This window comes from Aquimarina besae (assembly GCF_042434905.1).
Lineage (GTDB): Bacteria > Bacteroidota > Bacteroidia > Flavobacteriales > Flavobacteriaceae > Aquimarina.
Map to the genome: position 1 here is coordinate 4,931,361 of NZ_CP170199.1, position 23,101 is coordinate 4,954,461.

General features: G+C 33.0%; 21 protein-coding genes and 1 tRNA gene. 11 read left to right on the forward strand and 11 right to left on the reverse strand.

All coding sequences use genetic code 11. The features are described from left to right. Positions 1 to 360 precede the first annotated feature (360 nt). From ACE94K_RS21790 to ACE94K_RS21815, 6 genes are all read left to right on the forward strand, one after another. Complete coding sequence (locus ACE94K_RS21790; protein ID WP_378177618.1) at positions 361 to 1,701, forward strand: SPFH domain-containing protein; 1,341 nt, start codon at positions 361 to 363, stop codon at positions 1,699 to 1,701. Between the two features lie 65 nt (positions 1,702 to 1,766). Then, positions 1,767 to 1,994, forward strand: coding sequence for a putative signal transducing protein (locus ACE94K_RS21795; RefSeq protein ID WP_378177620.1), 228 nt, complete (start codon positions 1,767 to 1,769; stop codon positions 1,992 to 1,994). Positions 1,995 to 2,038: 44 nt separating this feature from the next. Next, a tRNA-Arg gene (locus tag ACE94K_RS21800) sits at positions 2,039 to 2,112 on the forward strand. A gap of 305 nt (positions 2,113 to 2,417) precedes the next feature. Further along, the gene (locus ACE94K_RS21805) at positions 2,418 to 2,927 is read left to right on the forward strand and encodes an RNA polymerase sigma factor (RefSeq protein ID WP_378177622.1); all 510 of its coding nucleotides are present in this window, start codon (positions 2,418 to 2,420) and stop codon (positions 2,925 to 2,927) included. 74 nt (positions 2,928 to 3,001) lie between these two features. Next, complete coding sequence (locus ACE94K_RS21810; RefSeq protein ID WP_378177624.1) at positions 3,002 to 3,910, forward strand: FecR family protein; 909 nt, start codon at positions 3,002 to 3,004, stop codon at positions 3,908 to 3,910. Beyond that, complete coding sequence (locus ACE94K_RS21815) at positions 3,911 to 6,505, forward strand: TonB-dependent receptor domain-containing protein (RefSeq protein WP_378177626.1); 2,595 nt, start codon at positions 3,911 to 3,913, stop codon at positions 6,503 to 6,505. It begins immediately after the preceding gene. Positions 6,506 to 6,614: 109 nt separating this feature from the next. On the opposite strand, the gene ACE94K_RS21820 is transcribed toward ACE94K_RS21815, so the two are convergent. The 8 genes from ACE94K_RS21820 to ACE94K_RS21855 form a co-directional block, all read right to left on the reverse strand. Beyond that, positions 6,615 to 7,481, reverse strand: a complete 867-nt coding sequence (locus ACE94K_RS21820; protein WP_378177628.1) for a M57 family metalloprotease — start codon at positions 7,479 to 7,481, stop codon at positions 6,615 to 6,617. A gap of 588 nt (positions 7,482 to 8,069) precedes the next feature. Next, positions 8,070 to 8,753: a M57 family metalloprotease gene (locus tag ACE94K_RS21825; RefSeq protein WP_378177630.1), complete on the reverse strand. Its 684-nt coding sequence runs from the start codon at positions 8,751 to 8,753 to the stop codon at positions 8,070 to 8,072. A 516-nt stretch (positions 8,754 to 9,269) separates the two neighbouring features. After that, on the reverse strand, positions 9,270 to 9,545 hold the full coding sequence (locus tag ACE94K_RS21830; RefSeq protein ID WP_378177632.1) for an ATP-dependent Clp protease adaptor ClpS: 276 nt from the start codon (positions 9,543 to 9,545) through the stop codon (positions 9,270 to 9,272). 57 nt (positions 9,546 to 9,602) lie between these two features. Next, complete coding sequence (gene prmA / locus ACE94K_RS21835; protein ID WP_378177634.1) at positions 9,603 to 10,442, reverse strand: 50S ribosomal protein L11 methyltransferase; 840 nt, start codon at positions 10,440 to 10,442, stop codon at positions 9,603 to 9,605. A gap of 97 nt (positions 10,443 to 10,539) precedes the next feature. Beyond that, positions 10,540 to 11,292 (reverse strand): triose-phosphate isomerase, encoded by a 753-nt coding sequence (tpiA, locus tag ACE94K_RS21840; protein WP_378177636.1) that lies wholly within the window; start codon positions 11,290 to 11,292, stop codon positions 10,540 to 10,542. Positions 11,293 to 11,346: 54 nt separating this feature from the next. Continuing rightward, positions 11,347 to 12,414, reverse strand: a complete 1,068-nt coding sequence (locus tag ACE94K_RS21845) for an ABC transporter permease (RefSeq protein WP_378177639.1) — start codon at positions 12,412 to 12,414, stop codon at positions 11,347 to 11,349. Between the two features lie 5 nt (positions 12,415 to 12,419). After that, the gene (locus ACE94K_RS21850; RefSeq protein WP_378177642.1) at positions 12,420 to 14,156 is read right to left on the reverse strand and encodes a BT_3928 family protein; all 1,737 of its coding nucleotides are present in this window, start codon (positions 14,154 to 14,156) and stop codon (positions 12,420 to 12,422) included. Positions 14,157 to 14,334: 178 nt separating this feature from the next. After that, entirely contained in the window at positions 14,335 to 14,877 is a 543-nt protein-coding gene (locus tag ACE94K_RS21855) for a DUF1599 domain-containing protein (RefSeq protein WP_378177645.1), read from the reverse strand. 81 nt (positions 14,878 to 14,958) lie between these two features. On the opposite strand from ACE94K_RS21855, the gene folP reads away from it, so the two are divergent. From folP to ACE94K_RS21870, 3 genes are all read left to right on the forward strand, one after another. Then, the gene (gene folP / locus ACE94K_RS21860) at positions 14,959 to 15,783 is read left to right on the forward strand and encodes a dihydropteroate synthase (RefSeq protein WP_378177649.1); all 825 of its coding nucleotides are present in this window, start codon (positions 14,959 to 14,961) and stop codon (positions 15,781 to 15,783) included. 162 nt (positions 15,784 to 15,945) lie between these two features. Then, complete coding sequence (cdaA, locus tag ACE94K_RS21865; RefSeq protein WP_378177652.1) at positions 15,946 to 16,722, forward strand: diadenylate cyclase CdaA; 777 nt, start codon at positions 15,946 to 15,948, stop codon at positions 16,720 to 16,722. Then, positions 16,722 to 17,501, forward strand: a complete 780-nt coding sequence (locus ACE94K_RS21870) for a DUF3667 domain-containing protein (protein WP_378177654.1) — start codon at positions 16,722 to 16,724, stop codon at positions 17,499 to 17,501. The genes cdaA and ACE94K_RS21870 overlap by 1 nt, the downstream gene beginning before the upstream one ends. Positions 17,502 to 17,507: 6 nt before the next feature. On the opposite strand, the gene ACE94K_RS21875 is transcribed toward ACE94K_RS21870, so the two are convergent. Together ACE94K_RS21875 and truA are read right to left on the reverse strand one after the other, a co-directional pair. Beyond that, a complete protein-coding gene (locus ACE94K_RS21875) occupies positions 17,508 to 19,271 on the reverse strand; it encodes an ABC transporter ATP-binding protein (protein WP_378177657.1) in 1,764 nt (587 codons plus the stop codon). Between the two features lies 1 nt (position 19,272). Continuing rightward, positions 19,273 to 20,019: a tRNA pseudouridine(38-40) synthase TruA gene (gene truA, locus ACE94K_RS21880; protein WP_378177660.1), complete on the reverse strand. Its 747-nt coding sequence runs from the start codon at positions 20,017 to 20,019 to the stop codon at positions 19,273 to 19,275. Between the two features lie 118 nt (positions 20,020 to 20,137). On the opposite strand from truA, the gene ACE94K_RS21885 reads away from it, so the two are divergent. Then, positions 20,138 to 20,632: a metallophosphoesterase family protein gene (locus tag ACE94K_RS21885; RefSeq protein ID WP_378177663.1), complete on the forward strand. Its 495-nt coding sequence runs from the start codon at positions 20,138 to 20,140 to the stop codon at positions 20,630 to 20,632. Positions 20,633 to 20,776: 144 nt separating this feature from the next. On the opposite strand, the gene ACE94K_RS21890 is transcribed toward ACE94K_RS21885, so the two are convergent. Next, positions 20,777 to 21,187, reverse strand: a complete 411-nt coding sequence (locus ACE94K_RS21890; RefSeq protein ID WP_378177665.1) for a DUF4293 domain-containing protein — start codon at positions 21,185 to 21,187, stop codon at positions 20,777 to 20,779. 203 nt (positions 21,188 to 21,390) lie between these two features. Between ACE94K_RS21890 and rho the strand changes: the two genes are divergently transcribed. Next, positions 21,391 to 23,055 carry a transcription termination factor Rho gene (rho, locus tag ACE94K_RS21895; protein WP_378177668.1) on the forward strand — a complete coding sequence of 555 codons (1,665 nt, stop codon included), beginning with the start codon at positions 21,391 to 21,393 and terminating at the stop codon, positions 23,053 to 23,055. Positions 23,056 to 23,101 lie beyond the last annotated feature (46 nt).

The following is a 23,101-nucleotide window of genomic DNA, read 5'->3' on the forward strand; positions in this document are numbered from 1 at the left end:
AATCAAAAAAACCGATTAAAAAAAGATGAAAAGACCCTACAATTAGAAATTCACCATGAAAAACCCTCTTGGCATATTATAATTTAGAATCATATCAAATCAAAAAGTTACATTTTAAAACAAGATTAAAGAGCTACATATTACAAATTAAAACCAAAATCATTTTAATTATTAAAAAATAATATTCAATTTCACAGATTTTAGCATAAAAATTTTTCTATTTATTCCTCTCCATCTATATTGAATGGAAACAAAACAATTAAAACAATTCTGAAACCTTTAATACTCATAGAAATCATGTAATCAATAGCATTTTCATTCACTAAAAAACTAATTAATAAATTTTAATATGCTATTACTATGCTAACATATCTAGGAATTATAATGATGCTTATTGGAATCGTCATTTTTATTATCAAGCCATTTTTTAAAGAATCAAAAACATTACATAAATTCACTCGACAAAGAAATATTTCAATGATCATCATTGGACTTGTGATGAGTGTTATCTCAGGAATGTTCTTTTATGCAGAGCCAGGTACGGCTTACGCAGTGCAGTATCCTTGGGGAAGTCAGAAGGCAGTTGTTCATCAGGGAATCCATACCAAAATGTGGGGGCGTTTAATACCTATTCAATTCGAATTACCTATAAAATATGTGATTCCAAATAAAGAAAATGAATTAGGTGAGCAAAGTAAATATGCCAATGTGGACCAAGCTAAATACTGGGCGTTTAGCGATGCAGTAAAGGCAAGAATTGCTACCTCTGTAGTTATCAGTATTAATACAACAGATCAAGACCAATTTTTATCGGTCGCAGATCGTAATAAAACGGAGAGAAATTTAATTCGCTCTAGGATCATACCCAATATTGATCAATCCATTAAGAATACATGTAAACTTATGGATGCTCAGGATTATATCTCTGGTCAGGCTTCTGATTTTGACAGATATTTTAAGGATCAATTAGAAAACGGAATGTATGTACTCGAAGAATTTATTGCTAATGAAAACAGAGAAACCATTGGTGATAGCACTACAGTAAGAACTATAGTCAACAAAGAGTCTAAACAAAAACGTTTTAGAATAAAGTATGAAGACGGAGAACCTGTTAGAGAAAAAGGAAATTCACTAGGAGGGTATGGTTTAACAGTCGTACAAGCTGTTGTTACCGAGATTGATTGGGAGCCGGAGTTTGATAAACGACTTCAATTACAAAAGGAAGAAGTGGCACAAACCCAATTAGAGAAGCAGCAGGCAGAACGTGAATTCTATCGTGCGCAAAAAGAAACTGCAAGAGGCGAAGCTGAAAAAGCGGCAGAAAGAGCACGGTTAGAAAAAGAGCAAATTCAAAAAACTATTGAAGCTGAAACAAAAGCCAAAGTAGCAGAATTTAATCTAATTGAAGAACGTAAGAACTATGAAGTTGCACAGTTTAAAGCAAAAACTCAGAAGACTATGGCAGATGCACAATCGTATGAGAATGCTAAATTAGTAACAGCAGGGCTTACACCTCAAGAGCGCGCAGAATGGGAGTATAAAACCTCTGTAAATGTTGCCAAGCAACTCAAAGATTTGAAACTACCCGAAATTTATATTCAGGATGGTGGCAAACAAAATTCTAATAATAATTTGTTACAGTCTTTGATCGGCGCAGATCTTGCTAAAAAAATGATGTCTCAAAAAACATCAAAAGAGTAAATAAAAAAGCGGAATGTGTAAGAAGCATTCCGCTTACATCAAAATATTTATTAAAACTTCAAATTATGAACAAATACATTAAAATTTATACTGGAACCTCAATCTTAGTAAACCGCATAGTCTTTTTACTTGAGCAGGCAAACATTTTTTCAGTAGTTAAAGATCATAAAGAATCCGGACGGCTAGCTGGTTTTGGAACTCTTGAAAGTTCGACTGAACTATTTGTTTACGATCATCAAACAAATGAAGCAAGTGAAATCATCGAAAAATTTAAAAAAGAAATTCTAAAATAGTTTTATAATTTATAAATTACCCATATATTTGCACCCGCAAAAAAGGCCTCGTAGCATAACTGAATAGTGCACTTGATTACGGCTCAAGAGGTTGCAGGTTTGAATCCTGCCGAGGTCACGAATAAATCAACAAAAAGTTGAAAACAAAGCAAGCTCAAAATAAAAAAGCAAGCTCAAAATAAAAGAGCTTGCTTTTTTATTTTGAGCTTGCTTCTATTATTTATTCTTAAAGTTTAGTTTTATAAAAAAAATATAAACCAATACCCTATCTTAGAAACAGATCACTGATTAATTATAAAAGATCGACTAATGGTTAAAATTAATCTACAACCCACCGCAACACATTCCTCAATCCCGGAAGAATAAAAAAATTGACTTAACGTTTTTTTATATATCCTTAAAATAAATATCTTCGAAAAATATATGGAAGAGAAATCTGTTTGTGATGAGAAAAATTTTGAATCAATCTTTAATGATTGTTCAGAGTCTTTACGCAATCTTATCTATTACAAGTGCGGTGATGTAGATCTAGCCGAGGATATTATACAAGATGCTTTCATAAAATTATGGCAAAATTGTAAAAAGGTGATTTTTTTCAAAGCAAAATCCTACTTATTTACTGTTGCTAACAACAGCCTACTAAATCATATTGCTCATAAAAAGGTAGTACTTAAATTTCAGCAGAAACCGCATTTAGATCTCAATAATCAAGATCCTCAGTTCCTGATCGAAGAAAAAGAGTTTATGTCCAAACTCCAAAATGCAATCGATGACCTCCCCGAAAAACAAAGAGAAACATTTTTATTATCCAGAATTGACAAAAAATCTTATAAGGAAATTGCAGAAATTTCTGGAGTTTCAGTTAAGGCAATTGAAAAACGAATACATTATGCTTTATTAACGTTAAGACAAAAATTAGGAGATATTTTATAATCATAATTAGGGTAATATAATATAAGCCTGTTATATAATAAAGAAGGCATAAGCGTAAAAAGAAAAAATAGCAAATGGAAAATCCATACTCAGATGAAACATTTTTGGCAAGATGGCTGAATGGCGATCTTAACACTAATGAAAAAATGCAGTTTGAACGATCCGAGGATTATCAGAAATATGTAACTATCATTAACAAATTAGATACGTTGGAGTCTCCTAACTATGATAAAGAAAGAATTCTTACCTCAATCAAAAATGATCTCTACAAAAAAAATAAAACCGCTCGATTACTAAATGGATGGAGCTATGGTATAGCCGCCACACTACTGGCCATTATCGGCTTATTCTTTTTGTTTGACCGATCTACTACTTATACAACAGGTTATGGCGAACAAATCACCATAGAACTTCTGGACGGATCCGAGGTAATTCTAAATTCTAAATCCAAGTTATCTTTTAAAAAATCTGACTGGGAAGATTCCAGAAAAGTATCCCTATCGGGAGAGGCCTTTTTTAAAGTAAAGAAAGGATCGAATTTTGTAGTACAGACTAATTCGGGGAATGTAGAAGTATTAGGTACACAATTTAACGTGAATACTCAAAATGATTTTTTTGAAGTTATTTGTCACGAAGGAAAAGTAAAAGCTATTGGCCGTGATACAAGCGAAGCTGTTTTAGAAAAGGGAAATGCTTTTAGGGTTGCCAATAATAAAGTAGAGAGATGGGAAATCAAATCAACAGAACCCAGCTGGATATCTGGAGAAACTACTTTTTCGAACACACCATTAAAACAAGTAATTCAATCTCTTGAAAATCAGTTTAATATAACCTTCGATAAGAAAAATATCGATCAAAATCAACGTTTTACAGGTAGCTACAATCATAGCAATATAGAGTTAGCATTAAAAACAATCTTTGTTCCCATGGAAATTTCATATACTTTTGAAAACGAAAACAATATAGTTCTCGTTAAAGAATAAATGAAATCATTTTTTTTCTATTTTTTTGTATTTATTAGTCTTGGTTGTTTTTCTCAGAAAACAGCGAAATTGGGATACGACAATACTTCACTAAATATTATTCTAAAAGATTTAGAAGAAGCCTATAACATCAAGTTTTCTTTTAATCCTGATATAATCAGAAAAGAAAAAATTACTATTGATAAAATCAAAACTTTAGAAAATACTTTACAAGCAATACAAATACAAACGTCTGTACTTTTTGAAAAGATCAATGACAGATATTATATCATAAGAAAAAAAAATAAGGAAGGAACAATATCTATATGTGGATATTTGCAAGATAAGATGACTCAGAAACCTTTGCATGAGGCTTTTATAAACAACATTAATCAGTCTAGATCCGTAACTACAGATGACAAAGGTTTTTTCCAGTTATTCTTATCTAAGCCTACTGATACTATAAACATTAGGTTTTTAGGATATAAAAGCCAACAATTTATTGCTAAAGATCTTGGAAATACAAATTGCATCAGAATATTACTCTCTGAAGATGATTTTCAATTGGGCGAAGTAGTAATTACAGAATATGTAACATCAGGAATATCGAGAGAAGGAGCCAGTAGCGCAATCAATATCGACCCCAGTAAATTGGGCATCTTGCCAAGATTAGTGGAACCTGATGTATTACAAACTTTACAATTTCTTCCCGGCGTACAAAGTCCTACAGAAACAGCCTCTTCTTTGCATATAAGAGGTGGAACTCCGGATCATAATTTGATTTTGTGGGATGGTATCAAAATGTACAGTTCTGGACATTTTTTTGATCTTTTATCTATTTTCAATCCATATATTACCGAAAATATTAAGCTTTTTAGGAGTAGTACGGAAGCTAAATACGGAAATAGAATTTCTGGAGTAGTTGATATAGAGTCAAAAAACGAAATTCCAAAGGATTTTGGATTTGGGTTTGGATTTAATATGACCAATGCTGACATATATCTCGAAACACCAATAGACGAAGGTTTTGGATTGGTAATTTCCGGCAGAAGAGCATTTACCGACTTTATAGAAACATCCACGTTTCGTAGTTATTCTGAACGTGCGTTTCAGAGTATTCGTTTTTTTGTTGACAATCAGAAATTAGATCAAGAAACGGTAGAAAATGAAAATATATTTTATTTTACCGACCTCACTGTAAAAGCCATTCTTGATCTATCCGAAAACGACAAATTAACTATAAGCTCAATCTTTACTAATAACAGTTTAGATTATACTCTCAATATCAAAAATATTCAGGGATTTAGTGAACCTTTTGATGAAAACCAAAAAGACAACCTAGAGTTTGTCAATCAAGGGGCGAATATCCAGTGGAAAAAGAAATGGAGTGATCATTTTTCTCATTCATCGAATATCTATTTTTCCAATTATGATTTTGATTACGATGGTCTTAGACAATCCAGAGCCAGTAGTGATGGGTTCTTATTTTTTGAAAATAGTATTGTAGAAAAAAACACAATTCGAGATGCGGGTGCATCAATCCATACTAATTGGAGAATAAATACTAAACATAGCTTCGAATCAGGCTACGATTTCTCTACTAATGACGTAATGTATAATGCCGATTATTCTGCAGATAACTTTTCTTTTGATGAAAGTGATAATAATATTACCCACGCTGTATTTGGAGAATATAAATACAATGCACCAAAAAAGCTAAAGATTAGTGCTGGCATTCGAGCAAACTATTTCTCTGTTTTAGATAAAACCTATTGGGAGCCCAGAATGAACCTTGAAATCAACGTATCTGAAGACCTTATCACCAAAGTAGCTGCAGAGAAAAGAAACCAGGTAATCAGTCAGATATCTAATTACTTGCCCAATGATTTTAATCTGGATAACCAGATATGGCTCTTGGCTGACTCCGAATTCGTTTCTGTACTTTCCAGCGATCAAATTTCAACTGGATTTACAATTAACAGAAATAACTGGTACATTGATATCGAAGGGTACTACAAATCAATTGACGGACTTACCTCGTTTGCAAATGGATTTAATGGTGTATTAGATTTAGAGACTGGAGAAAGCGAAGTTTTTGGTATAGACCTATTGATCAAAAAAAGAATTAAAGACTACAGAACCTGGATAGGGTATTCATTCACGGATCAAAATTTTAAATTTGAAAATGTTAATGAAGGAAGATATTTTCCCGGTAATTTTGATATTAATCATTATTTGTCCTGGGTACATAGTTACCAATGGAATAATTTCGAATTTTCATTGGGGTGGACTATCAGAACCGGAAGACCTTACACGCCGGCAACCGGTATCATCGAAACAGATGAATTTCTCTTTATAGATTATGGAGAAGTGAATAGTGATCGATTGGATACCTATCATCGTTTTGACTTTTCTGCCTCCTACAAATTTAATTTATCCAAGAGAGATAAATGGAGAAGTAAAATTGGCTTTTCTTTATTCAACCTATATGATAGAGAAAATATTTTAAACAGAACATATGATATTAAATTTGATAATAATAACTTTTTATTACAAGAAATGAATACTTTTTCTGCAGGTATTACTCCAAATGTATCATTCAGAATAGATTTTTAACAGATTTTTCTCGGGCCTTATAACAGATATTCAAAAAAAACCACCTCGATTTTCATCGAGATGGTTTTTAAAGATTCAAAGCTCTTATAATCTATTTAATATATTTAATTTAGTATAGGAATTCTAGAGCAACAACATCGAAGCTACTAAATTCCCCATCCTCGCTTCCATCGAAACAAGAAATCATTAGAGAACCAGAATCTAATCCGTTTTGTCCCCAACGGTTTGCAGTTGGTGTTCCAGGAATGTTGATCGCTCCAATACTACCTGCTGTACCTTCGTTAGAACCATCACATCTTCTACGTGCGTAGTCTGTGTGTCTAAAACCAACAGCATGTCCTATTTCGTGTCCGATAACGTGCTCATTTACATTGTTCACATTACTTCCTCCAAACGAACCTGTTCCGGCATTAATCTGAATAAATTTACCTGGTCTTCCTCCGCTTGGAAATTCAGCTTGTCCACCAGCACCACCTTGACCGTTGTTATATACAACCATATCAGCTGCTTCAAAGTTTGTTCCGAAGGTTAATCTAAAATTAAGTCGAGTGTTGATTCTGTTGTAATTGTTAACAGCCCACTGTAAACCTGTTCTCATTGTAGAAGTAAGAGCACAACAAGAACCAGTATATCCTAAAATATCAATATTAGAATTATTGTTATTGATAAGATTATTAGTTCGGTATTGTTTGTTACCATCTTCTAAATCACCAAGTTTATACTCGTCTTGTTCTAATTTATTTAGAGGCAGAATAATATCTCCAGACTTCACATATTCCATAGAAACACCATCAAGATTGGCAATAGTCTCTATGGTAGCATTTAATGGATTAACTCCCGCATCTAGTAGCTTATCTTGCAAATCCTTACTAAGTTCTAAAGAAACTGGTTGTTCGTTGGAGATTTCGTCTTTTTGGCAAGATGTGATTACACCAGCCGCGATAGCGCAAAGCGCTAATACTTTGATTTTTTTCATTTTTAAAAAGTTGAGTTTGTGTAGTTACTTAACAAAACAGACCTAGTTACAAATCTATTTTGAATGCAATTAATTTAATAAGCTTTGAATCTTTTTAAATTTAAAGCGGGTTGAAGATATGATATTTTTTTTAAAATATCAGTTAATTGTTTAAATGATTCTTTCTTTATCCATTAAATTCATAGATTAAATTTAATAAAACTCGATAATCATTAACAAATAACCATCTTTAAATTACTCAATAAAGCCGATTAAGTGCATCTACTAATCTATTCATTACCTTCACCTTTAATCAAAAACCATTTGTAATAATGATAGAGTTACATAAATTTTAAAATAAAATATTTTAAAATAGATTATAAGTTTTATCCTACAAATCATAAATTTTTAACTATTCTGTGTTAAAAATTTATTAATGCATTTTTTTATATTCTTTTTGGTTAGAATAGCCAGAAAGCATTAAATCATTTAAACTAATTTTACACATAAGAAAAAAAACAAAGAAGATAGCTTCTCTGGCCTAATTTAAATTATTAAAACTATCAACCTATTTTAGGAAGACTCACTTTTAAAATACTGTAACTTCTATTAGTACAAATAGTTTAACGCAGTTATATCGTTACTATTGAATTCTCCGCTAGTACCCGTACCAAAACAAGCTAACATTATTGATGTAGCGTCATATCCGGTAGTTGTTCCAGGAATATGTATGGCCCCATCAGAACCTGCGCTTTCACCAGATTGCCCACAACTCTGACGGCTAAACCAGTCTGTATGTCGAAATCCTATAGAATGACCTATTTCGTGTGTAATTACGTGCTCGTTGACATTATTAGAAAGTCCTCCTAAACCATAAATTGCTACGCCAAAATTAGGTCTTCCTTGTGCATCAGGAAATCCTGCCACTCCTCCCTGTTCTCCTGCTGCTTCTTCATTTGGATCGTGGTATACTATCATATCTTTTGATTCATAATCTGTACCAAAAGTCAATCTAAAAGTAATTGACAAATTTAGTCTGTTGTAGTTATTTACGGCCCACTGTAACCCTATTCTTTCCTTACTAGTAAGACCAAAACCACCTCCACCGGTGTAACCTATAACATCAATGGTTCTATATGAACCAGTAACCAAATTATTTGTTCTGTATTGCTTTGTATTTACTTCTGCGGTTCCAAGAGCAGGAGTTTTCATTAAATTATCGATAGTAGAAAAATAATCTCCGGATCTAACACCAATAACCTCAGAACCATCAAATAGTACTCTGGTTTGCATTTTTGCCCCCTCAGGATTTACTCCAATTGCTTCCAGTTGAAGTTTTACCTCTTTAGAAACTTGTTTATTTGTTTGGTCAATTTCTGTCGAGATATCTTATTTTTGACAAGATGTAACAAAACCTGCTGTGATAGCACAAAGTGTTAAGAATTTAAATCTTTTCATTGTAATAATGTGTTTAGTTTGTATAATTATTTTGGGAAAGTACATTTAAAACTAACGAACTGTGCTAGCTTAAAATCAATAAGAAAGTTTTAGGGCGTACAATTTTTCCAATCCAAAGATATGATAATTTTTTACTAAAAAAGGTTAATACATTGAATTATTCTTTAATAAATAGCAAAATTTATGCTTATTTTTTAACAAAATTCCTTTTTTTTAAAAAATAAGCATAATTACAAAAAAAACATCTATAAGCTTTATTACCAGTAGGTTATAACCGTAATTTAAAATTTGATAAAAAAATCGCTCAATAAAATTAATTATTGAGCGATTTTTTTATCAAATTTTATTTTGTTATACGATTTCGGCACTTAAGCCTGCCTCTAATAACTTAGAACATCTAGGAACTAATTCTTCATAAACTCCCGTTTTTACAGTACACTTACCTTTATAATGTACTAACATCGCACATTGCTCTGCCTGTAAGGGTGTATGTTCACAGGTATATATTAAAGTTTCGATAACGTGATCAAATGTATTCACATCATCGTTATACAAAACAATTTCATTATTATTCTTCTCGACAGTTTTTTCTAAAACTTCTTCTAAAACCTTTTCTTGAGTGCTCATCTCATCAATTTTATACAAATATACTATTTCGAACAGAAAAAATAATCCTCTGTTAGATTATTTTAACTCGTAACAAGCTGCAATCCAATTATTTCGTTCAAAACAATCAATAAACTCTAATCTATGTTGATTACATTCTGTTGTGATCATTTCTAAATCTTCTTTGTAAAAACCACTTAAGAAAAGACGACCACCTTTATGTAAAGTTTGTGCATATATAGATATATCTTTTAATAGTATGTTCCTATTAATATTTGCTATTACTATGTCATACTCTTTATTAACCAATAGTGAAGCATCGCCTGCATATACAGTAATATGCTTACAGTGATTACGTTCGACATTTTCAATCGTATTGAGGTAACACCAGTTATCAATATCAATAGCATCCACGGGTTTTGCACCTTTCATTTCTGCTAAAATTGCCAAAACTCCAGTTCCGCAGCCCATATCCAATACCTTTTTATCTTCAAAGTCATTTTTTAACAAATGCTGAATCATCATATGAGTTGTTTCGTGATGTCCTGTCCCAAAGGACATTTTTGGTTCTATCACAATGTCGTACATTACATCAGGTTGATCGTGAAATGGCGCTCTAACACTACAGATATCGTCTACCAAAATGGGATTAAAATTTTTTTCCCATTCTTTATTCCAGTTTACTTGTTCTATTTCATTCGTAGTATAGGTAATTAAAAACTCATCAGAATTTAATATATAAATCTCATCTAGTATGTTTTCGTTCCATTCTGGTTTCTGAATAAAGGCCTCCACTCCTTTATCAGTTTCAACAAAGCTTTCAAAACCTGCATAACCTAATTCTGCAATTAAAATTTCTGTTGCTGGTTGTAAAGGTTCTATGGTAAAATAGTAACCTATGTAAATAGGAGTTGTCATCTTAGCTAAAAATTAGGCTGTAAAGTTAATCTTTTGATTACATAAAAAGGTATTCGATAAGACACGAATACCTTTTAATTTATGTTGCAAGTTTTGTTTAGAATGAATTTGCTATAGCTGCAAAACTTTCTGGATCCAAAGCAGCCCCACCAATTAACCCTCCATCCACATCAGGTTTAGCAAAAATCTCTTTTGCATTGGCAGGTTTTACACTTCCTCCATAGAGTATAGAAACTTCTTCTGCGATTTTTGTATCAAATGCATTCGCTATTGTTTTACGAATAAAAGCATGCATTTCCTGAGCTTGTTCTGGGCTTGCAGTCTCTCCTGTTCCGATAGCCCAAACAGGTTCGTATGCAAGAATAATATTTTTCCAAGCTGAATTATCTAATTTAAATAATGCATTCTTCAACTGACTCTCTACAATATTAAAATGATTTTCACTCTTACGATCTTCTAATTCTTCTCCAAAACAAAAGATAACATTCATCTCGTGCTTTAAAGCTGTTTTTACCTTTTCCTCTAATAATTCATCAGTTTCACCAAAATATGCTCTACGCTCACTATGGCCCAATATAACCGTTTCAACACCGATACTCTTTAGCATATCTGCAGAAATTTCTCCTGTAAATGCACCGTTTTCGGCCTGATGCATATTTTGTGCTGCTACCTCAATATCAAACCCCTTAAGCTCTTCAAAAGCGTAGTATAGATTGGTAAATGTTGGTGCTACAATAATTTTTGCTTCTGGTTTATCTTTTAGCTTTACTTTTAATTCTGATAATAAAACCCCGGTCTCAGCCAGATTTTTATTCATTTTCCAGTTTCCTGCTACGATTTTTGCTCTCATTAATTTTAATTTATGTGTGTGGTTACTATTTGGTTACTACTCAAGATAAGATTATTAAACCCGAATTCTGGGGTCTAACCATCTATAGATAATGTCTACAAATATATTGATTAGAATGAACACCGAAGAGATCACAATTACTGCTCCCATAATAATCGGAAGATCAGATGTATTTAATGCATCTACAATCTCTTTTCCTAATCCATTCCACCCAAAAATATATTCTACAAACACTGCTCCGGCCAACATAGAGGCAAACCAACCTGAAATAGCGGTCACCACCGGATTCAGTGAATTTTTTAAAGCGTGTTTTCTAATTACCTGAAACAAAGACAACCCCTTTGCTTTTGCTGTTCTTATGTAATCTTGGCTCATAACTTCTAACAAAGAATTACGCATAAGTTGAGTCACTACTGCTAATGGTCGGATTCCCAAAACCACAGCAGGTAAAAGTAAGTTTTTCCATTGAATATAAGTACCTTCTCCAAAATCATCCACTTCATACAAGCTTCCTGTCATGTTTAGATTTGTATATTCATGAAGCACATATCCAAACAACCATGCAAAAATAATAGCGCTAAAAAAGGAAGGTACACTCATTCCTATTGTACTCACCAATTGAATCAATCGATCCGGCCATTGATCTTTTGTCAACGCACTTACAATCCCCATAGAAATCCCTACTAATATCGCAATAAATATTGCCGAAATCGCCAGAACTGCAGTATTAGGTAATGTTTCTTTGATCACCTGGCTTACTTTTTTACCATTTTTCTGAAAAGATTCTCTTAAGTACGGAAACTTAAAAACTGTTTTTGTAGTAGCTAATGTAAATAGCGAAATCCCGGAATATTTTCTGGTGTCGAAATATGAAAAATCGTCCTCATTCGTACTATGAAATGAAATAGGAGAAAGATCATTGAGATAATAAAAATATTGTGTACTTAATGGAAGATCAAACCCATACTTTTTATTGATGACATCCAGTTGTTCTTGATTTTCGTTTTGCCCCATCATCATCTGTGCCGGATCACCGGGAAGAATAGTGAACAATAAAAAAATCACAGTAATTACTCCTAATAAAGTAAGTAAGGCATACCCGAATTTATAGAAGTATTTCATCCTGTTTAGTTAGCCTGTTCTTGAAGTTTTTTGACTTCTTCTAATGTGTATGCTTTATATTCAAAAGTATCTCCGTATAATCTTTTAGCATACTCTTCAATAGTAGTGTCATATCCGGCCTCTTTACGTTTTTGATTTACATTATCCGCATCTTTTATTGGCCAAATAATCTGTATTGGTTTATCTGTATTATAATTTAATGTTGTTCCCTGAGTACCATAAATCTGCTCTTCGTCTTTACTCATTAGGTATCGATCTTCCATCATTGCAACTAATCTGAAAGGAATTTCATCTTTTTTTCCGGCTTTTTTGATCATAGGAAGATATTGATCAATTTTATCAGAATGTTGTATCACATACCAGGCAGCAGTATTGGTTGGTTCTCCTACAAGTGATTTACCTGGATATCCATACTTCTTAAATACGTTTTCGATAAAAACTGTGTTGGAAGAATCAATTGCAATTTGCTGCTTCCAATAATCACTAAATACTTCTTCTTCGGTCGCTCCAACAAGTTTAGCAATGCTATCTCTTTCCTCTGCAGTTTGAGCTTGCATTAGTCTTCTAAACTTCTGATCAAGTTTAGCAATACTATCTAATTGAGTTTTTAATGACTCATTAATACTTGGTTTAGATGGCTCTACTTTCTCTAAAATCAGTTTATCCGCATCATTCCAATGCAGCTTTTCTGTAATTGTGCCTTTATTCAATTTTACGATTCCCGGATTAGATCTTACTATAGTTTTTAGAGCCGTTTCATCTGTACTATAAAAATCAAAACTTAAATCGTATTGTTCTTTTTTCTGAGAAATATCTTGAGGAGAAGATGCCGTCAACCCAATGACATCATATCCTTGTGACAAAGCCTTTTCGGTAAGCCCCTTTATCGTGTTCATTCCTTCGCCTTCACTTTTAGAAAGGTTGTACATAATAATAAGGACAACATTTTCTTTGTCCAGATACTCTGTAGTATAATCTTGGCCGTCTTTTTCTATGGCGAAATCATGAATCGGTGGAATATATCCTTCATTAATCATCTTAGTTTCTACTCCAATATATTTGCCCTTAACCTGCGGATACTCACCAGTGGTTTTAATGATTTCTTCATTGCCATCAACTTCAAATTTCCAAAAATATTCAAATTCGGCTTCAGGAGCTCCTTCGGGAACCGACATTCCTTCTTGTATATTAGTTCCTACTTTATAAGCTCTAAAATCGAAAGTCGGTAAATGCATTAGCACGTGATATGCAAATGCTAAACAAGCAGAAAAACATACAAAAACGATCCATTTATGAGAAGACTGAGGTAAAATCGGTGTTATATATTTTCTTCCGAAAAATAAAATCAAGATAAAGACCAATAAAATAATATCCTTTGTAAATGACTCCCAAGGAGTTAATGGCAAAGCATCCCCAAAACATCCGCAATCTGTAACTTTGTTGAAATAAGCTGAATAAAAGGTTAGGAATGTAAAAAATACGATCATACCTAGTAAAGACCAAACTGTAAATTTTGGAAGATACCCTAGTAATAATGTGACTCCAACGATAATTTCAAAAACACATAAGAATACTGCCATTAATAGTGCGTATGGAATTAAAAATTCCATATTCAATACACCTTCACTAAAATATTCCTGCAATTTATAGGAGAATCCTAAAGGGTCATTCAATTTAATAAATCCTGAAAACAAAAAAAGCGCTGCTACAAATATTCTGGAAAAACCAACAAGTATTTTCATATGTTTATAATATTGTTTTAAATGTCATATACAACTTACCAAAATAATCCAAAATCAGAATCAAAAACTTAACCCGGGGAATTTTGTTTATACATGGTAGCTGTAGTTAATTTTGAACAAGATAAATAGGTTTACACCTTGTTACTTTTAGTTTAACAGTATTTTATAAAATCAAAAGTTATTTAGCTTCACCCAGATGAATCATAGCAAAGACTGCATAATTTATCATATCCTGATAGTTCGCATCGATTCCTTCGCTAACCAATGTTTTACCTTCATTATCTTCAATTTGTTTAACGCGAAGTAATTTCTGAATAATTAAATCCGTTAATGAACTTACTCGCATATCACGCCAAGCCTCTCCATAATCATGGTTTTTATTCATCATCAATGTTTTGGTAATATCTATATGTTTATCATAAAGATTCACGGCCTCATCTGTTGATAAATCAGGTTGTTCTGCAATCCCTTTCTCTAATTGAATGAGAGCCATCAAACTATAATTAATAATACCAATAAATTCGGAAACCTCGCCTTCATCCACCTTTCTTACTTCATTTTCTTGTAAACTTCTAATACGCTGTGCCTTTATAAAAATCTGATCAGTGAGTGATGGCAATCTTAGGATTCTCCAGGCACTTCCATAATCTTTCATTTTCTTTGCAAACAGATCACGACATTTCGTAATTACCGCGTCATATTGTGTAGACGTATCTTGCATATAGTTGTTGAATTTTGCGTAAATTTCGCTTTAATATGGCAATAATACCAAATAAACATTAAAAAAACTACAAACTCCCTTATGACCATAAATTGCAAAGGCTTATTGATGGATCTATCTACTCCAAAAGTCATGGGAATTCTAAATCTTACTCCTGATTCTTTTTACGATGGAGGAAAATATAAAAATGAAACACAAATCTTGCGGCAAGTAGAAAAAATGCTTACAGAAGGTGCAACGTTTATAGATTTAGGTGCCTATTCTTCAAGACCCGGTGCGAGTCACATTTCTATTGAAGAAGAAGAGAAAAGAATTTTACCTATAGTAACATTAATTCTCTCCAAATATCCAGATGCTATCTTATCGATAGATACCTTTAGAAGTGAAATTGCAAAACAATGTATTGATGCCGGAGCCGCTATTATTAATGATATCTCGGCTGGGAATATAGACAAAGTGATGATGCAAACCATTGGAAAATTGAAGGTGCCTTACATTATGATGCACATGAAAGGTACTCCACAAACCATGAAATCGCTGAATCAATATGAGGACTTATTAAAAGATATTCAGTTTTATTTTTCTCAAAAAGTAGCTAAAGCAAGAGGTGAAGGCATTAACGATATTATCATTGATCCTGGTTTTGGTTTTGCAAAAAATATCGATCAGAACTTTGAACTTCTAAGAAATCTGGACTTATTGAAGTTTCAGGGATTACCAATTTTAGCGGGCATATCAAGAAAATCCATGATTTATAAAACTCTGGATATTACACCTTCTGAATCTCTGAATGGTACAACCTCATTAAATACTATTGCATTGCTTAAAGGTGCTTCAATCTTAAGAGTACACGATGTAAAAGAAGCCATAGAGTGTATCAAATTAGTGAGTATATATCAAGAATGATCGTGAATCAGGGAATTGAAATACCTAGTCAGGATTGACAATTTATAGTTTTAGATCCCGTTTTTTAATCGAATTAGTACAACCAACTAAGTTGCATTCGCTTTTTAAAGCTTTTCAAATCAGAGTTTCACTAATTTTCCTATTTTTACAAAAACACCGCATTTGGATTTAATCAATCTTAGAATATTAGATATCCTGGATATCGTGCTTGTAGCACTTTTACTATATTATATCTATAAGTTGGTTAAGGGCACAGCCGCTATTAACATTTTTATTGGAATCGTCATGATCTATTTGGTCTGGAAACTCACCCAGTTTCTGGCTATGGAAATGCTTAGTAGTGTTTTAGGTGAGTTTATTGGAGTTGGAATGTTTGCTCTTATTGTTGTGTTTCAGCAAGAAATCAGAAAATTTCTTTTGATGATTGGATCTACCAATTTTGGTAGAAGGAGGAAATTTCTAAGACAATTAAAGTTTATTAGAGATACACCAGAAGACAGTCTTACCGATGTAGCAGAAATTGTAAAGGCTTGTCAAAAAATGGGAACCACGTTTACTGGAGCGCTCATCGTAATTAAAAGAAATACATCTTTGGATTTCGTAAAAACTACTGGTGATGAACTAGACATCCTGGTCAAAGGACCTATTATAGAAAGTATTTTTTATAAAAACAGTCCGCTGCACGATGGAGCGATGATTATAGAAGACAACAGAATCGTAGCAACTAGAGTTATTCTTCCTGTATCAAATGATCGGGATATTCCCCTAAGGTTTGGGTTAAGACACCGTGCTGCTATTGGAATTACTGAAAAAACAGATGCACTGGCTATTATCGTGAGTGAGGAGACTGGTCAGATGTCTTATATAAAGAATGGAGAATTTGTTATTTTTAAAACGCCAGAAGAATTGATAGAAAAAATAAATCGAGATCTTCAATAATGAATACTCATCTTACCGATAACGATCATTGCAAAAATTGTAGTTTCCAAATCAAAAACTATTCTTATTGTCCGAATTGTGGTGCGAAAAAAATCACCAAAAGGATCACTTTTAAGAATCTGACTCAAGAGTTCAGTGATCGTTTTTTAAATCTTGATAATTCATTTATCAGGACGTTCATCCATCTATTTACAAAACCAAAAAATGTGATTGATGGTTACATCAACGGACTTAGAAAACGATACCTTAACGTCTTTAGTTACTTTGCAATCTCTCTTACGATTGCCAGTTTATACAGTTTTATTTTAGGAAAATACAAAGATGCACTTTTCTCAAATTTTTTTAATGACCCTAACCAGGTAGAAGTATCCAAAACCGCTTCTGATCTTTCTTTTGAGTATCAATCTCTCATCTCATTTCTAACCATCCCAGTTCTGGCATTGATATCGAGGCTGGTATTCTTCAATTACAAAAAATATAACCTAACAGAACATTTTGTAATTCATTTATACGCATATTCGCACATTACGATGGCCATTAGTTTTATCACCTTGCCATTACTTTTGATATCTAAAAATATATATCTTATACTTTGGGTTCAATTTCCAGTTTCTATCTTTTATATTGGCTTTGTTCTAAAGAAACTTTATGAAATCGGTTTAAAAAGAATAATTCTAAAAACCCTGCTATTCTTTTTGATTATGGGTGTAGTATTTGTGATTTTTTCTGTAATTATTGGAATTATTATGGCTAAAATGGGAATGATTCCTGCAAAATAGAAGTAATTATTCGGGAACTGCAGCAAACTGAACATCATAAAGATTTTTATAATACCCGTTTTCTACCTCTAGTAGCTCATTGTGATTACCCTCTTCTACAATTTTACCGTTATCCATAACAATAATTTTATCTGCGTTCTTTATAGTGGCTAATCGATGTGCAATTACGATTGAGGTTCTGCCTTTGGTAATTTTATCTGTAGCATCTTGTATAAGTTGCTCACTGTGCGAATCAATAGAAGAAGTCGCTTCATCCAGTACCAAAATTTCCGGATTCGTTACATAGGCTCGAAGAAAAGATATTAATTGCCTCTGACCAGAAGAAAGCATCACACCTCTTTCTTTTACATTATAACGATATCCATTAGGAAGGCTCATTATAAACTCGTGAATCCCTATTTCTTTTGCAGCATTACGAACCTGTTGCTCAGTAATTTCAGGATTATTAAGCGTTATATTATTCAGAATTGTATCCGCAAACAAAAACACATCTTGTAAAACTACAGCGATATGACTTCTTAATGATTTTAGATCAATAGTGTTAATTGGATTTTTATCTATTAAAATAGCTCCACTATCGATTTCATAAAACCTACTAAGCAAGTTGATAATCGTGGACTTACCAGCGCCTGTAGCACCGACAATAGCAACAGTCTCTCCTGATTTTACAGACAATGTAACTCCCTTCAACACTTCCTCTCCTTCTACATAACTGAATCTTACATTTTCGAAATCAATATCTCCTTTAATAGATAATAACTCCAGTTTTCCAGAGTCTTTTATTTTTGATTCGGTATCCAAAATTGCAAACACTCTGTTAGCCGCGACCATACCCATCTGCAGCGTATTAAATTTATCGGCAATCTGACGTAACGGTCTAAATAACATTTGAGATAACTCTATAAAAGCTATCACAACACCTAACGTAATTACGTCACCTTGTGCTGCTTTCAATCCACCATACCATACAATTAATCCGATGGTTATAGAGCTAGACATTTCTGCAATTGGAAAAAATATAGAATTGTACCAGACTGTTTTTATCCATCCTTTCTTATGCTTATCATTAATTTCTTTAAAATTAGCATATTCAATTTCTTCTCGTGTAAAAAGCTGAACAATCTTCATCCCGGTGATTCTTTCCTGAACAAAAGAATTCAAATTTGAAACCTGTGTTCTTACTTCTTCAAAAGCAGTTTTCATTTTTCTTTGAAAAACTCTAGTAGCAAAAACTATAAATGGCAATACTACCAATACTATGAGGGTGAGCTGCCAACTATAATAGATCATAAAACCAAGAATAACCGTCATCTTTAAAAGGTCACTGATGATCATAAAAAGACCCTGACTAAAAATACTAGCAATCGTCTCGATATCACTCACTGCTCTTGTCACCAGTCGGCCTACAGCGGACTTATCATAATATTGCTTTTTAAATCCTAGCATATGATCAAAAAGCTTTACCCTGAGATCCCTGATCACTTCTTGCCCAAGCCAATTGGCAAAGTATATAAATAGAAATTGAAAAACTACTTCTAACAATAAAACCCCTAGCATCAAACTAATATAAAAGATGATTTGGTCTTCATCTTTAGGTATAAAACTTTTATCAATTGTTTTCTGTAGTAAAAGAGGTCTTAAAATTGCAAATACCGACAACAATATAGCCGATAATGCTACAAAGTAAAATGTAATTTTATATGGATTGGTATAACCAATCAATCTTCTGAATAGCTTAAAATCAAATGCTTTGCCGTTCTTTTCAGCCATTTTAATGTATATAAGTCGTTTTGGGGTATTGTACCTCTGTTAAATATAATCCGTGGGCCGGGACAGAATACCCTGCTTCACTTCGGTTTTCGCTTTTAATAATGTTTTTTAAGTCATCTATATCTAGTTTGTGTTCTCCAATCTCAATTAAAGTGCCGACAATTGCTCTCACCATATTTCTCAGAAAACGGTTTGCAGAAATTTTAAAAACTACTATGTCCCCTTTCTTTTCCCAGATAGCGTTGGTTATATTACAATTATACGTTTTTACATCGGTTTTAGACTTACTAAAGCATTTAAAATTGGTGTAGTTTAACAACAATTTAGCAGCATCATTCATTAGATCTATATCTAAATCACGCTTTAAATAATAAGCACCGTTGATGTTAAAAGGATCTTTAGAAACTGTAACCACATATTCGTAAGACCTACTAACAGCATCAAACCTAGCGTGCGCGTCTTGCTTTACTAAACTTACGTTTTGGATAGCAATTTCGGGAGGAAGAATTGAATTAAGTTTATACTTTAACTGAACAGTATCTAACTCAATTAGACTATCAAAATGCGCCATAATTTGCCTAGCGTGGACTCCAGTATCTGTTCTTCCAGCACCAACTATATCTGTTTTGATTCTTAATAAGGTAGATAACGCATTTTCTAAGACCTCTTGAACAGAAATTGCATTAGGCTGTCTTTGCCATCCATGATAAGGTGTTCCATTATAAGAAAGTTCTAAAAAATATCTCAAAGCTTTATCCTATTTTTGTTCAAAATCTGATGGCAAATATACTTCATATTCTAAAGAAGATTTATGCCGTCTAAACACAGATTATCGATACCATTATAAATTAACCTTATATATCAATTTGAAAAAAATACTTCTACTTAGCGATACACATAATTATATAGATGATCGAATTTTACATTATGTAAAAGAATCCGACGAAGTATGGCATGCAGGAGATATTGGAGATCTTAAGGTAACAGATGCAATTGAAGCTATAAAACCTATTCGAGCTGTTTACGGAAACATTGATGATGATAAGGCAAGAGCTACTTTTCCATTACATCAAAAGTTTACCTGTGAAAAGGTCTCTGTATGGATCACTCATATAGGTGGATATCCTCCTAAATATAATATTCACACCAGAGAAGAAATAAAAAACAATCCTCCTAAATTATTTATCTGTGGTCATTCTCATATACTAAAAGTGATCCCTGATAAAGTCAACGGAGTGTTACATATGAATCCCGGAGCAGCCGGAAAACACGGATTTCATAAGGTAAGAACTATGCTTAGATTTACCATAGATGAAGGTAACATAGAAAATCTAGAAGTTATAGAGCTCGGAAAAAAATAATCAAAAACATAGGTCTTCGATACCAATCAATCACCCAACAATATTCAATAAGGTTACACTTTTGAAACTTTGATTTTATTAAAATAAGACCCGAAGTTGGCATACTTCGGGTCTTAACGCACTAATACTACTAAGATTTTAGGTTTATCGTAATCGATCAACAGATTTTACGAGATTTTCATCCTTTTTGATGGCCTTATTGGCCATTACTAATAAAACGATAGAAATAATAGGAATCAACATCCCAATACCTTTCTCCGAAACCAAAGCTTCTCCAGATAATGTTAGTGACCAATAAACAAATACTCCTAGTAAAATAAAGTTTAATAAGATATTGATACGCCCCAATACAAATTGAAGCTGTCTGTTTTTAAATAAAAAAAATGCGATCAAGGCTAACACAGCCGATCCAGCAAACATTCCTAGCACCAAATGATTATTTAACGACAACAGGGATTCTCCATTCCTATCATATCCATACGGCAGTACGGCAGATATCCCAGCAGATAACACCACAACTAAAAACAAATAAACTGATTGAATTCTTTGTATCATTGCCCCCTTCGTCTTTTTCGAAAAGCAAAAATAAGAGTTTCTTTTTATAAATATGTGTAAAAAATCAAAAATAAAGTCGTATACTTGCAACACAAATCGTGTAACCCATTCTATTTAGGTTACTTACCTTCAAAATAAAATTTTCCTAGAATTCTTCTTTAGAAAATTTAATACCAGAACCTTAAATTATATAACAAATTTAAATGTTAGAAATTTCTGAATTAAAAGCGAAAAAGCTTCCTGAGCTACAGGAAATTGCAAAAAGTTTAAACGTACCTAAATTTCGCACAATGAAAAAATTGGACTTGGTATACCAAATTCTTGACTACCAAGCCGCTAATCCAAAAAAAGTAAAAGAGGTTATTACAGAAGACTCTTCTCCAAATAGCGAGAAAGAACAACCTAAACAGACTTCTCGTCAAAAAAGACCTCGTACTAAAAAGACACCGCAAACACAAAACTCTTCTGAAAAAAATGAAGTTGCTCCTGCTCAGGAAAAAAGCAACCCATCAAACCAAGAATCTAAAGAAGTCAAAACAGCTTCAAAAGAAAATCAGGATAACAAAAAACCTCAGAAAAAACAGGAGGTTAACAAAGAAGATAAAAAAGACAATCGCAATAGGAGTAACGACAAATCCCAAAACAAAAATCGCAATACCAGTAAAAAGGAGAATAACGGAAATAGGGACAACAATAATCGAGATAACGGTAATCGAGATAACAGAAATCGCTACAAAGAACCAGATTACGAATTTGATGCAATTATTCAGAGCGAAGGTGTACTTGATATCATGCAGGACGGTTATGGTTTCTTAAGATCCAGTGATTACAACTACCTCTCTTCGCCAGACGACATCTATGTATCTCAATCTCAAATAAGACTTTTTGGATTAAAAACAGGTGATACGGTTCTAGGCCAAGTAAGACCTCCCAAAGAAGGAGAAAAGTATTTTCCTTTAATTAAAGTAAATAAAATCAATGGTTTAGACCCTCAAGTAGTAAGGGACAGAGTTTCTTTTGAACACCTTACACCACTATTCCCTCAAGAAAAATTCAAATTAGCAGAAAGACAAAGTACGATTTCTACTAGAATAATGGATTTGTTTTCTCCTATCGGAAAAGGACAAAGAGGAATGATCGTATCGCAACCAAAAACAGGTAAAACCATGCTACTTAAGGATGTAGCTAATGCAATTGCAGCTAATCATCCAGAAGTATATCAAATGATACTGTTAATCGATGAACGTCCGGAAGAAGTAACAGATATGCAACGTAACGTTCGCGGAGAGGTTATCGCTTCAACCTTCGATAAAGAAGCTCACGAGCACGTAAAAATTGCTAATATTGTATTAGAAAAAGCGAAACGATTAGTAGAATGCGGCCACGATGTAGTTATTTTGCTAGATTCCATTACCCGTTTGGCAAGAGCTTATAACACAGTACAGCCAGCATCAGGTAAAATTCTTAGTGGTGGTGTGGATGCCAATGCTTTGCACAAACCAAAACGTTTCTTCGGTGCTGCACGTAATATAGAAAATGGAGGATCCTTAACAATCATTGCTACAGCACTTACCGAAACAGGCTCCAAAATGGATGAAGTAATTTTTGAAGAATTTAAAGGAACTGGTAATATGGAGTTACAGTTGGATCGTAAAATATCCAATCGTAGAATTTTCCCAGCCATTGACCTAACATCATCAAGTACGCGTCGTGATGACATACTCCTTGATGATAATACTATTCAAAGAATGTGGGTAATGCGAAAATATCTTGCAGATATGAATCCTGTAGAAGCCATGGAGTTCATAAACGAGCGATTTAAGCAAACTCGAAACAACGATGAGTTTCTTATATCTATGAATGGATAATTAAGTATATATCATATATATATATATATAGGTAACGGCTATCAGA

Bases quoted from the DNA above. Each gene is read 5' to 3' on its own strand.
- ACE94K_RS21790 (WP_378177618.1), top strand. From the start codon at position 361: ATGCTAACATATCTAGGAATTATAATGATGCTTATTGGAATCGTCATT.
- ACE94K_RS21795 (WP_378177620.1), top strand. From the start codon at position 1,767: ATGAACAAATACATTAAAATTTATACTGGAACCTCAATCTTAGTAAAC.
- ACE94K_RS21805 (WP_378177622.1), top strand. From the start codon at position 2,418: ATGGAAGAGAAATCTGTTTGTGATGAGAAAAATTTTGAATCAATCTTT.
- ACE94K_RS21810 (WP_378177624.1), top strand. From the start codon at position 3,002: ATGGAAAATCCATACTCAGATGAAACATTTTTGGCAAGATGGCTGAAT.
- ACE94K_RS21815 (WP_378177626.1), top strand. From the start codon at position 3,911: ATGAAATCATTTTTTTTCTATTTTTTTGTATTTATTAGTCTTGGTTGT.
- ACE94K_RS21820 (WP_378177628.1), bottom strand. From the start codon at position 7,481: ATGAAAAAAATCAAAGTATTAGCGCTTTGCGCTATCGCGGCTGGTGTA.
- ACE94K_RS21825 (WP_378177630.1), bottom strand. From the start codon at position 8,753: ATGCAAACCAGAGTACTATTTGATGGTTCTGAGGTTATTGGTGTTAGA.
- ACE94K_RS21830 (WP_378177632.1), bottom strand. From the start codon at position 9,545: ATGAGCACTCAAGAAAAGGTTTTAGAAGAAGTTTTAGAAAAAACTGTC.
- prmA (WP_378177634.1), bottom strand. From the start codon at position 10,442: ATGACAACTCCTATTTACATAGGTTACTATTTTACCATAGAACCTTTA.
- tpiA (WP_378177636.1), bottom strand. From the start codon at position 11,292: ATGAGAGCAAAAATCGTAGCAGGAAACTGGAAAATGAATAAAAATCTG.
- ACE94K_RS21845 (WP_378177639.1), bottom strand. From the start codon at position 12,414: ATGAAATACTTCTATAAATTCGGGTATGCCTTACTTACTTTATTAGGA.
- ACE94K_RS21850 (WP_378177642.1), bottom strand. From the start codon at position 14,156: ATGAAAATACTTGTTGGTTTTTCCAGAATATTTGTAGCAGCGCTTTTT.
- ACE94K_RS21855 (WP_378177645.1), bottom strand. From the start codon at position 14,877: ATGCAAGATACGTCTACACAATATGACGCGGTAATTACGAAATGTCGT.
- folP (WP_378177649.1), top strand. From the start codon at position 14,959: ATGACCATAAATTGCAAAGGCTTATTGATGGATCTATCTACTCCAAAA.
- ACE94K_RS21870 (WP_378177654.1), top strand. From the start codon at position 16,722: ATGAATACTCATCTTACCGATAACGATCATTGCAAAAATTGTAGTTTC.
- ACE94K_RS21875 (WP_378177657.1), bottom strand. From the start codon at position 19,271: ATGGCTGAAAAGAACGGCAAAGCATTTGATTTTAAGCTATTCAGAAGA.
- ACE94K_RS21890 (WP_378177665.1), bottom strand. From the start codon at position 21,187: ATGATACAAAGAATTCAATCAGTTTATTTGTTTTTAGTTGTGGTGTTA.
- rho (WP_378177668.1), top strand. From the start codon at position 21,391: ATGTTAGAAATTTCTGAATTAAAAGCGAAAAAGCTTCCTGAGCTACAG.